The organism is Winogradskyella thalassocola (assembly GCF_900099995.1).
In the GTDB taxonomy this organism is placed as follows: domain Bacteria; phylum Bacteroidota; class Bacteroidia; order Flavobacteriales; family Flavobacteriaceae; genus Winogradskyella; species Winogradskyella thalassocola.
The window spans coordinates 1,493,255-1,504,782 of the sequence record NZ_FNCZ01000001.1 but is presented as its reverse complement, the minus strand read 5'-3'; the positions used below and the strand labels follow the sequence as shown (position 1 = coordinate 1,504,782).

Annotated in this window: 11 protein-coding genes; 5 read left to right on the top strand and 6 right to left on the bottom strand. The window is 33.1% G+C overall.

Translation table 11 applies throughout. From position 1 onward, the window contains the following. Positions 1-110 precede the first annotated feature (110 nt). Positions 111-1,799 carry a T9SS type A sorting domain-containing protein gene (locus BLT80_RS06115; RefSeq protein WP_092466674.1) on the top strand — a complete coding sequence of 563 codons (1,689 nt, stop codon included), beginning with the start codon at positions 111-113 and terminating at the stop codon, positions 1,797-1,799. Positions 1,800-1,875: 76 nt separating this feature from the next. Here BLT80_RS06115 and BLT80_RS06110 read toward each other — a convergent pair whose 3' ends face one another. Beyond that, positions 1,876-2,949, bottom strand: a complete 1,074-nt coding sequence (locus tag BLT80_RS06110; RefSeq protein ID WP_092466673.1) for an Omp28-related outer membrane protein — start codon at positions 2,947-2,949, stop codon at positions 1,876-1,878. Positions 2,950-3,046: 97 nt separating this feature from the next. Between BLT80_RS06110 and BLT80_RS06105 the strand changes: the two genes are divergently transcribed. Together BLT80_RS06105 and BLT80_RS06100 are read left to right on the top strand one after the other, a co-directional pair. Then, positions 3,047-3,529: a TlpA family protein disulfide reductase gene (locus BLT80_RS06105; protein ID WP_092466672.1), complete on the top strand. Its 483-nt coding sequence runs from the start codon at positions 3,047-3,049 to the stop codon at positions 3,527-3,529. Between the two features lie 40 nt (positions 3,530-3,569). Next, positions 3,570-5,249: a DUF6029 family protein gene (locus BLT80_RS06100; RefSeq protein ID WP_092466671.1), complete on the top strand. Its 1,680-nt coding sequence runs from the start codon at positions 3,570-3,572 to the stop codon at positions 5,247-5,249. Positions 5,250-5,287: 38 nt separating this feature from the next. Here BLT80_RS06100 and rsmG read toward each other — a convergent pair whose 3' ends face one another. Then, positions 5,288-5,914 (bottom strand): 16S rRNA (guanine(527)-N(7))-methyltransferase RsmG, encoded by a 627-nt coding sequence (gene rsmG / locus BLT80_RS06095; RefSeq protein WP_092466670.1) that lies wholly within the window; start codon positions 5,912-5,914, stop codon positions 5,288-5,290. Positions 5,915-6,059: 145 nt separating this feature from the next. On the opposite strand from rsmG, the gene BLT80_RS06090 reads away from it, so the two are divergent. Further along, on the top strand, positions 6,060-7,157 hold the full coding sequence (locus BLT80_RS06090; protein ID WP_092466669.1) for a fatty acid desaturase family protein: 1,098 nt from the start codon (positions 6,060-6,062) through the stop codon (positions 7,155-7,157). Between the two features lie 32 nt (positions 7,158-7,189). Then, entirely contained in the window at positions 7,190-8,374 is a 1,185-nt protein-coding gene (locus tag BLT80_RS06085; protein WP_092466668.1) for a pyridoxal phosphate-dependent aminotransferase, read from the top strand. Positions 8,375-8,487: 113 nt separating this feature from the next. Here BLT80_RS06085 and BLT80_RS06080 read toward each other — a convergent pair whose 3' ends face one another. The 4 genes from BLT80_RS06080 to BLT80_RS06060 form a co-directional block, all read right to left on the bottom strand. Further along, entirely contained in the window at positions 8,488-8,742 is a 255-nt protein-coding gene (locus BLT80_RS06080) for a hypothetical protein (protein WP_139181023.1), read from the bottom strand. A 463-nt stretch (positions 8,743-9,205) separates the two neighbouring features. Further along, positions 9,206-9,487: a hypothetical protein gene (locus BLT80_RS06070; protein ID WP_092466665.1), complete on the bottom strand. Its 282-nt coding sequence runs from the start codon at positions 9,485-9,487 to the stop codon at positions 9,206-9,208. A 122-nt stretch (positions 9,488-9,609) separates the two neighbouring features. After that, complete coding sequence (locus tag BLT80_RS06065; RefSeq protein ID WP_092466664.1) at positions 9,610-9,858, bottom strand: hypothetical protein; 249 nt, start codon at positions 9,856-9,858, stop codon at positions 9,610-9,612. A 163-nt stretch (positions 9,859-10,021) separates the two neighbouring features. Continuing rightward, positions 10,022-11,524, bottom strand: coding sequence for a TrkH family potassium uptake protein (locus tag BLT80_RS06060; RefSeq protein ID WP_175455551.1), 1,503 nt, complete (start codon positions 11,522-11,524; stop codon positions 10,022-10,024). Positions 11,525-11,528 lie beyond the last annotated feature (4 nt).

Sequence of the window (11,528 nt, the reverse complement as noted above, 5' to 3'; positions counted from 1 at the left end):
TACATACTTTTAAGGATTTTTTTTGCTTTTAATAGAAATCACATTTATAATCAACGATTTACAAATCAAAGTTTGTATCTTTTCAAGATAACAATTCAAATTCTGCACTTATGAAAAAATATTACTTTACTATTTTATTATTGTTACCTTTTCTAAGTTTTGCTCAAATTTCGATAACTTCTGGAATTACTCCTGATTTATCTGCTTATGGAGAAGCCACAAATTATCCTGGTGAAGGTGAATATCAAATATTTCTAAGTCCAGATAACATTTTAGACAAACCTATTTTTGTAGTTGATGGTTTTGATCCTGGTGATGCAAGAGATATTACTGGCCTCTATAACTCATTAGACTTTGTAGGAACAGCAGGAAATCAAAATTTAGCGGACTTGGTACGTGATGAAGGTTTTGACGTAATCATCTTAAACTTTCCTACATATACAAGAACAGCTGATGATGTGATTGTAGATGGAGGTGCCGATTTTATGGAACGTAACGCTATGGTTTTAGTTGAACTTATAGAAATGATAAATGAAGATAAAGCTGGTAATAGTCCCGAACAAAATGTAATTCTTGGTCCTAGTATGGGAGGAGTGATTGCAAGATATGCTTTAAATTATATGGAAGCGAATTCATTTGATGCTGATACTAGACTCTATATCTCATTTGATTCTCCTCATCATGGTGCTAATGTTCCAATTGGTCTTCAGCACCAGTTAAACTTTTTAGCTTATAATGAAACCTATGATGTTGCAGAAGTAGTACCTTTGATTAACAGCCTTTTAAAATCTGCAGCAGCACGGCAACTATTAACGGATCATTTAGTGGCACACTTATCAGGTGAAGATTTATTCACATTTGATCCTGAACTAAAGCAACCACAACCCCATCCGTTTAGAACTATATTCAACACTAACATTAATGCTTTAACACCTTCAGGCTTTCCTGAGATGACTAGAAATGTAGCGATAATTAATGGTAGTGGCATAAATAATCCGTACTTCGCCATGGGAAATTCTGGTCCTACGGTTACAAATAGTTATCCTGTAATTAGTACTACGCTAAGTATCCCGCTATCTATCTTTACGGCCGATATTCTAATCGATGTTAATTTTACACCGGAAGCAGGTGCAACGAATACTGTAAGTAGTATTTCAATACAAATATTAGGAGGTGAAATTGATAGTTCTATAGCAGAAAGTGAATCCTTTAGCTATTCTAATGGTGTAGATGCAGCTCCTGGTGGCTTATTTGATTTAACTGGAATTACTGGAGAATTAGGTACAGACGGTGGAATTGCTAGCGATTTTGTAAATGCAATCGCTATAGATAAATTTAATTTTATCCCTTCTGTTAGTGCATTAGCAGTAGAGTTTACCAATGATGAAATAAATTGGAACCATACAATAGATTTAGGGGGTTCTAACCCAACAACTAGTACTCCTTTCGCCAATACATTTACCCCAAACGATAATGAACCACATGTTCAACTTACCGAAGCAAATGTCGCTTTTGCATTAGACGAAATATTAAATCCTCCTTTACTTATTTCTAATTCTGAATTGATTGCAATTCAATTAGAAAAAAACCCAATAAATGGTGAAATAGTTTTACGTTCTAGTATGAATAGCAATGCCAACATTAGTATTGTCGATGTCGCTGGAAAAACAGTTTTTAATACCACAACGACGTTAAATGATGGGACTTCAATCCCTGTTGATTTAGCTTCTGGCTTTTATATTTTAAATGTGGTAACCGAAAACAATACTAGGTTTGTAACTAAACTTATAGCCCAATAATTACTATAAGTCCAAACAAAAAAAATCCTGTAAATTAATTTTACAGGATTTTCTATGTATAAATTATTAAGTTTTCTTACAACTCTTCTAATGTTTGTGTATCCCCAAAACTTGCTGATCTTGCATTATATACGGCATTATTCCCACCGTTAACAACAAAAGCAACAACTCTCATATTAGATGTATTAGTCACATTGCTTGGCACATCTACCGTGATAGTTTGAGTGTATTCATTTTCTGCAAATACTTCAGATGAAGGTACACTGCTACCTAATAAATCTGTTAAGGAGGCTCTTAATACATTATCATGTTTAAAATTTGATAACACACCACCACCACCATAATAACTGGTGTAATTTGTTTGATTATAAAATAAACCATCTTCTAAAATATAAACAACAAGCTTAGGCGTATTTACTGATAGTGTTCCGAATTTAATTTTTACATCAACTGAAATAGTATTATCACTTAGCGTAGGTGTTAACGCCAAACCAACATCAGCACCCGCAGACGCTAAATTAACAATTTGATTTACATTACTAGGCTCTGGATATGTCCATGTAATCGTTCTGTTTAACATTGCTGTTGGATAGCCCGTTAACCCCACAAGATTCTCTAGCGCAGAAGCATTATAAGTATAAGGATCAAAATATCCACTAGAAGGATTTGTGCTTGCTCGGTGAATTGCCACAGTAACTGATTGGTCAGTTGCCAAATCTACTTGTTCAATACCATAAGAAACTCTAGGACACCAGCCACACCATGTTCCTGTATAATCCTCAATCAAAACATTTCTAACGAATTTTGTTGGTAGCTCTAATACGGTAACTTGTAAAGTTTCACTTGTTAATCCGTTATAAGTGGCCACAACATTTAATACACCAGATGTTTGCGATGTATAATTAATACCACTAATACTAGTACCATTAACCGATAAACTTGCAGAATTAGACACTACGGTACCAGTGTCCGTAATTACATTAAAAAATATAGCATCACCAACATACACATCACTGCTAGATTGTCTAGTTACTGTTATACTTGTAGCAGAACTTCCACCTCCTGAATCATCACTACTATCACCACTGCAACCCGTGAAAATTAATGTTAAAGCAAAAAATAAAGATTTTAAAATGTAGTTAGTTTTCATGAAAGATTTTTTTTATTAATTCGTTCGCTAATATAAACTTTTTTTAAATTTTTGGTAGTATTATTGTAGGATTGCTAATAAAAAACCAAAATTAAAAATGAAAAACGTCTATTTTTTATTAATATTTCTAACAATATCTAAATTCAATAATGCTCAAGAATTACCGAACATAACATTAAAAAGCATTGATGATAAAACGGTATCAATTCAAGAACTTGCGAATTCTGACACCGTTAAAGTTTTTAGTTTTTGGGCCACATGGTGTGTACCTTGTATTAATGAGCTTGATGCCATTAGTGAGGTCTATGACGATTGGCAAGAAGAAACAAATGTAGAAATTATTGCTATTTCTACTGATGATTCTAGAACAAAAAAACGTGTTATTCCACTTGTAAATGGTAAAGGTTGGGAATATCAAATTCTACTCGATGATAACCAAGATCTTAAACGCGCATTAAACATTGCTGTATTGCCCTATCTTATTGTCGTTAAAAATGGAGAAATCGTATATCAACATACCGGATATACTCCAGGAAGTGAGGACGCCTTATATGAAGTGATTAAAAAGCACTCTAAATAATAGCATAAAAATTACCAACTACTAGCTAAATACCAATACTATGAAAAAACTGATGCTGCTGTTAGTTTTTTGTCTATCAGGACAATTTATTTTTGCACAATTACTAGATAACTTAAGAATAGGGTTTGAATCTAATTCTGCTTGGTATAATGATGACAAAAAAACGGGTTCGTTTTATGACAATGAAAATCAAGACGGCGACAAACACCTCAGATTTAATAACTATCTAAAATTAGATTACACGTTTTTAGAAAACTTTACGGCTACAGTACAAGTAGAATCCTATGAACCATATGCCTTAATTAACTACTCTCCAAATTTTGAAGGTACCAATATAGGTACTTATGCTTTAAATTATCGGAATTCTAAATTTAACGTTACCGCTGGTCATTATTATACACAGTTTGGTAGCGGATTAATATTAAGAACTTGGGAAGACAGACAACTAGGCCTTAACAATGCCTTATTAGGAGGTAAAGTTGAATATGAACCAATAGAATCCGTTTCGTTAACAGCTTTATATGGCAAACAACGATATGGGTTTAAAACGTCTGACGGTGAAATATTTGGGGCAAACGCAGAAATTAACCTCTCTTCTATTATGAGTTTAGAAAAATCTTCTTTAAGTCTCGGCCTAAGTTATGTCGGCAGGAAAGAAGCAATTGATTTTGAAGACCCAGAATTTAATGAATTGACTAATGCATTTTCTGGAAGACTAGATTATTCAGAAGGTAACTTTTACTCTAGTTTAGAATATGTTAATAAGAGTGATGATACTGTTGTACAATTGAGTCAATTATCTAATGCTTTTGTAAAACCAGGAAATGCTATTCTATTTAATACTGGTTTTTCTCAAAAAGGATTTGGATTAGACGCTACATTTAGAAGGCTTGAAAACATGTCGTTTTACTCTGAACGTAAAAAAGACGGTAACTTGTTTCTAGAAAACATTGTTAACTACACACCTGGTTTAACGAAACAGCATGATTATTTATTAACTAATATTTTTGTTTATCAGGCACAATCTCAGGTTTCATTTTTAGATCCAGGCATTTTAAAAGCAGGAGAAATAGGTGGTCAAATAGACCTATTTTATAAAATAAATAAAGACACACCTCTTGGTGGAAAGTATGGCACAAAACTAGCCTTTAATGTTTCGTATTGGGCGGGCTTAAAAGGAGATTTTGATTATGGAAACCAAGACTATAGCACAGATCTCTTCGGTTTTGGCAATAAATACTTCTCGGATATTAATTTTGAAGTTCGAAAAAAATGGAGTCCAAAATGGAGTACTATATTTTACTACGTGAATCAATATTACAATAAAAAAGAAATTGAAGGAAACTTTGGTGCTGACCCTATTAAAACTAATATTCTTGTTGCGGAAGCCACGCACAAACTAGGTGGAGGAAAATCTATTAGGTTTGAAGCTCAAAAGTTATGGTCAGATTCTGAATCTCATGACTGGACAGGAGGAACTTTTGAATTTAATTTAAACTCAAGATATTCATTCTATGTTAATGATATCTACAACAGTGGAGATGATGGGGATACTGCAGAAACGCATTATTTTAATGTAGGTGGTAGTTATACCAAAGGTGCTACTAGATTAGGATTAAATTATGGAAGACAGCGCGCTGGACTTATATGTGTTGGTGGTGTATGCCGCTATGCTGCTGAAGCTACTGGTGTTAATGCTAATTTAACGATGTCTTTTTAGAACCGATATTAATAAATAAGTATATCCTGTCTTTGATTCTACTTAAATTTTAAAGGCAGGTGAATTACTTTTTTAGTTTCAAAAAACGCTTCATCAAAATAATCAGAAAGCAAGAATGCTTTTACCGTTTTGTACTGCTTCAATTCTTCTGTTAAATCACCTCCTTTTAAATAAAGAATACCATTTTTCAATTCATTTTTCTGAGTACGAGCTACTTTTCCTTTTACCCAAGTCGTAAATTCTGGCATCGTCGTTACAGCTCTACTTACAATAAAATCGTAGGTTTCATCTATTGCTTCTACCCTACTATGCGTTGTTTTTATATTAGTGAGTTCTAATTCTTCAGCAACAGCATTAATAACTTTTAGCTTTTTATTGATGCTATCCACCAAATGAAATTGACATTCTGGAAACATAATCGCCAAAGGCACCCCCGGAAATCCTCCTCCTGTACCAACATCTAAGATAGATGAACCTGGTGCAAAATTGATCACTTTTGCAATACCTAAAGAATGTAAGACATGTCTTAAATATAACTCATCAATATCTTTACGAGAAATCACGTTGATTTTACTATTCCAATCTTTATATAACGCTTCTAAAGCTTCAAATTGTTGAATTTGAGTTTCAGTTAAATTTGGGAAGTATTTTAAGATCAATTCCATTTTTAAAAATTTTAGCAAAAATACTTAATTTTAATCTGCATAATTTAACGTTCGTCGAATAAGGTTGCTTTTTATTTATTAACTATCTTTGCATTGCTATAATGATTTCTAATCCCTAACGTTATAATATAAAAAAACTGATTAAATGGCACAACAAACCGTAAAATTCTCTCGAACGGATTCTGCAAAGTTCTTCAGAACACTTAACAAACGCGTTAATAGTTACTTTAAAGACAACAATATAAAAAAAACAGGAAACTGGAAACTATACACAAAGGCTATAGTAATGTTTACATTATTACTTGGACCATTAGTAGTATTATTAACGGTTGACAACATACCAGTATGGCTTCAAATTATAGCGATGATGATTATTGGTGTTGGAATGGCAGGTGTAGGCATGAATGTTATGCACGATGCCAACCATGGTTCCTTTTCTAGTAAAGAATGGGTAAACAAATTGATGGGAAGCAGCATTCATATATTAGCTGGTAACGATTACAACTGGAAAGTACAACACAATGTATTACACCACACCTATACCAATATTCAAGGCCATGATGAAGACATTGATGCCGGACGAATAATTCGTTTTTCTAAACATGCTAAATGGTTAAAGATTCATAAATACCAAAAGTATTACGCCTTCTTATTATACGGATTGCTAACTGTAAATTGGGCGATTACAACCGATTTTAAACAAACGTACCAATATCTTAAAAGAAAATTATCTTATGGTGAATTTCCTAATCCTGCGACACAATGGACTAAGTTAATTATTGGTAAGATATTATACTATTCTATTTGGGTTGTTTTACCATTGGTTTTAGGTTATGCTTGGTGGCAAGTTTTAATTGGGTTTTTAATTATGCACTATACAGCTGGTATGATTCTAAGTGTTGTTTTTCAATTAGCACACGTTATGCCAAATACAGAAATGCCTTTACCAGATGAGAATGGAAACATGAAAAATACTTGGGCAATTCACCAATTATTTACAACGTCTAATTTTTCACCTAAAAGTTGGATTGTTGAGTTTTACACTGGAGGTTTAAATAGACAAGTTGAACATCATTTGTTTTCAAACATTAGTCATGTTCATTATAAAAACATAGCAGATATCGTAAGAGAAACAGCGCATGAATTTAGTTTACCTTACAACGAATATAATTCTATTTGGAAAGCTATTTCTGAGCATTATCAACAACTAAAAGAATTAGGTAGAAAGCCAAGCATGGCATAATATAAGTTCCAGTTTTAAAACAACCAACTACAATGAATCAACTATCGGATAGAATTAATAGTCTAGCCACCTCAGCTACGCTTGCTATGGCAGCAAAAGCTAGAGAACTTAGAGCAGAAGGAAAAGACATTATTGGATTAAGTTTGGGAGAACCAGATTTTAATACACCTGATTTCATTAAAAACGCAGCAATTGAAGCCATCAACCAAAACTACAATAGCTATACTCCTGTGGATGGTTACGTAGAATTAAAAGAGGCGATTATTAAAAAATTTAAACGCGATAATAACCTCAACTATACTTTACCACAGATTGTAGTTTCTACAGGTGCAAAACAGTCATTAGCTAACATAGCTGCTGTGATGCTTAACCCTGGTGATGAAGTTATTTTACCTTGTCCGTATTGGGTAAGCTATAGTGATATTGTAAAATTAAGCGATGGAGTTCCTGTAGAAGTTCAAACTTCAATTGATAATGATTTTAAAATGACAGCCGAGCAATTAGAAGCTGCCATTACACCAAAAACCAAAATGATTTGGTACAGTTCTCCTTGTAACCCAAGTGGATCAGTTTACAGTAAAGCTGAATTAAGAGCTTTGGCTGATGTGCTTAAAAAGTATCCAAATATTTATATCGTTTCAGACGAAATATATGAACATATTAATTTTAAAGGAGGTCATTTTAGTATGGCTGAATTTGAAGATATGTTTGACAGAACTATAACCGTAAATGGAGTGTCTAAGGCATTTGCCATGACAGGCTGGAGAATTGGTTACATCGGAGCACCAGATTGGATTGCTAGAGCATGTAACAAGATGCAAGGTCAAATTACGAGTGGTGCCAATTGTATTGCGCAACGTGCCGTAATTACGGCTTTAGAAGCAGATCCATCAAGCATTAAATATATGGTTGATGAGTTTAAAGAAAGACGTTCACTGATATTAAATTTATTGAGCGAGATTGAAGGTTTTAAAACCAATGAGCCAGAAGGAGCATTTTATGTGTTCCCTAATATCTCTTCATACTTTGGAAAAACCATTAAAGGAAAAACGATAAATAACGCCTCTGATTTTTCTCTATTTTTACTTGAGGAAGCTTTAGTTGCTACTGTTACGGGTGAAGCTTTTGGAAATAAGGATTGTATCCGAATTTCTTATGCAGCTTCTCAAAACGATATTAAAGAAGCCATTAAACGTATTAAGACTGCGTTGAGCTAAACATATAATAAGCTATTTTATTAAGAAAAGAAGTTGTAACATTATATGTTGTAACTTTTTTTTATGACTTATTTTGAATTGACCAATTTATAAAATAAAAATGTCAGGCGATTTTAAACGCAAGCCACTAGAGCAACGCTTGCAAAGACAGAGACTTTCAACACCATAGAAGTTGCATGGCTGGTTTTACACATTCGAGGTGATTTAACACGTTGTTTAATACCAAACAAGGATTTTTGACATGCCTTTTTAAAATTGTATTTAACAGTGCGTTTATAATTAGAATTCAATAACCCTCTAGTTGTAAAATGAGAACGTTTAGCGCCAACTGTTTTAGGTTCTATGTCATTTGTTATTCTCGTTTTCATAATTAGCATTATTTAAATAAAGAAGTATTTCTCGGTTTTTGAGAAAATACAAAAATTCTAATAAAATCCCTCAAAAACGGACCATAAACCATCATTTTAACGTCAAAAAGAGTAAAAATGATACTATTTTCATTTATTCGTAACACTAAATATTCAAAATAAATATCAGATATCTTCTTAAGATTAGTATACCATCAGCCAAAGCAAACCTCCCAGTATTAAAAGTGATACTCCGATTACTTTTAACCAAAGTATTTGATTTTCCTTTTTTAATTTATGCCTAATCATTTTTAATTGTTGTGGTGTTACTTTTGGAAAATTGTATTCGACCTTCCTTTTTTTATCATAACCACCAAGCGTCTTTCTAAATCGCCTCGATTTATCAAGCATAATATTCTTGTTACTTTTTAAAGTACTAATCATGGATCCACCTAAAGGCATAAGTTTATTTTTTTAGTATAAATTAATAAGTCAATAATTCAACAATACCATCAGTTGAATACGCCAAGACACAACAAAAAACAATTATTAAAATACAAGTGAGCACTATTACTTTTAGCATTCTCACTTTTCGTTCTTCTCGTAACCGTTTCCCTATTTCCTTTAACTGCTTCGTCGTTGCTTTTGGCAAATTATATTCCGTTTTACTACGCGAATTATAACCACCAAGCACAGTCTTAAACCTATCGCGCTGTGGAAGTTGACTTCGATTATAGTTAATGACATTCATTGAGTTAGAAGGCATAATTCTTTAGGTTTTAAATTTAAAACTGAGGTATAAGGATTCACATCAATACATCATGCAACATGTGATATAGGTTATAAAAGACACGAAACTGTGTCAGTTAAAAGGATCAGTGTATACGCTTAAAATAAAGCGATGAGAAAGATGGCAAATACAGATAGTTTTAAGATAACAGCTGTATGATTTACCGTATTGAATTGAATAGATTTTGAGCGTTGTCTAATTCCAAATACAGATTTTGAAGCTAACGTTCTGAAGTTTTGTTTCACTATGGATTTGTAATTTGAATTTAATAATCCTTGCGTTGTAAAATGAGATACCTCTATGGGTTCTGGTACAAATTCTAATGTGGTGTTTAAAGCTAATTCCATGATTGATAATTTAATTGGTTATACAAATAAGACGCACAACCCATATAAATGTTACAGCTTGTGTTTCAACTATATCGGGAATTTGAGTATTAAAAACTCACAAAGTATTAGTAAAAATATAGGCTAGCTATGTTTTGAAAAAATCTTAAAAAAAGTTGAAAATTTATCTATTCCTCCAGAAAAAAGGAGTTAATAATATCAGAACTGTAAACAATTCTAATCGTCCAATAAGCATTAAAAATGACGCCCACCATTTTCCTAAAGGTGGTAAGGCTGCATAATTATTTACTGGTCCGAAATCTCCCAAAGCAGGTCCGACGTTTCCTAAACTAGATGCTGACAATCCAATCGCAGATGTAAAATCCATATTAAACATAGAAAACACCAAGGCTCCAACAATAAAGGACAACATATAAAGAATAAAGAAACCAAGTACGTTAAATACAATATCCTTAGATACCGATTTACCATTATAGCGTACAGGAATTATAGCATTAGGATGTAAAGCGCGCTTAAATTCTAAAAAACTGTTTTTAATTAAAATTAATTGACGCATTACTTTTACACCACCAGAGGTACTTCCTGCAGAACCACCCAAAAACATCATTCCAAAGAAAAAGACCGTTAAGAATGGAGTCCACATAGTATAATCGGCACTTATAAACCCTGTTGTTGTAATTACAGTCAACACCTGAAATAAAGCATGTCTAAGGGCACTTTCCGCTTCACCTAAAACCATTGGATGAATTATAGTGGACTGCGAAACATCAGCCTTAAAATAGATTAAAACGGCCGCTATGAGTGTAAAAATGACAATAAATTTAAAGTACAGTTTAAATTCTTCATCATTTAAAATTTTTGAAACTTTTCCTTTAAATAAATAATAACTAAGTACAAAATTAGTACCAGCCAAAAACATAAAGAAAATAATAATGTATTGTATTAACGGATTATCATTCCAATAGGCAACACTCGCATTTTTAGTAGAAAAACCTCCAGTAGACAACGTGCTCAACGCATGGTTTATAGCATCAAAGAAAGACATACCTGCAAGTTGTAAAAGCAGTGTTTCCGCAACAGTATACCCCACATAAATAAGCCATAACCGCTTAGCGGTGTCTGTTATTCTTGGGTGTAACTTATCTGCACTCGGCCCTGGAGCTTCTGCAGTAAACAATTGCATACCTCCTACTCCTAATAATGGTAATATGGCAATCGCTAAAACGATAATACCCATACCTCCAATCCAATGGGTCATACTTCTCCAAAACAGAACGCCTTCAGGAATTATCTCAATATCATTTAAAATACTAGCACCAGTCGTCGTATAACCAGACATGGTTTCAAAAAAAGCATCGGTAAAAGATGGAATAGCACCAGTAGCCACATAAGGTAGTGTTCCTGTAAGCGACATTACAATCCAGCCAAAAGCCACAACAATATAACCTTCGCGTTTATTCATTTCCTTGCGATGGTCTTTAGTTCTGTACATTGCCAACCCCCCTATTAAAAGGGTTACGAGACCTGCTAAAAATAATTCTAAAGTTACACCGTCTTTGTAGATAAGACTTATTAATGTTGCAGTAAGCATAAAGCCACCATTAAACATTAATAGCAATCCAAAGAAGTGAAAAATAATTTTATAATTAAGTTTTATACTAGACATATCG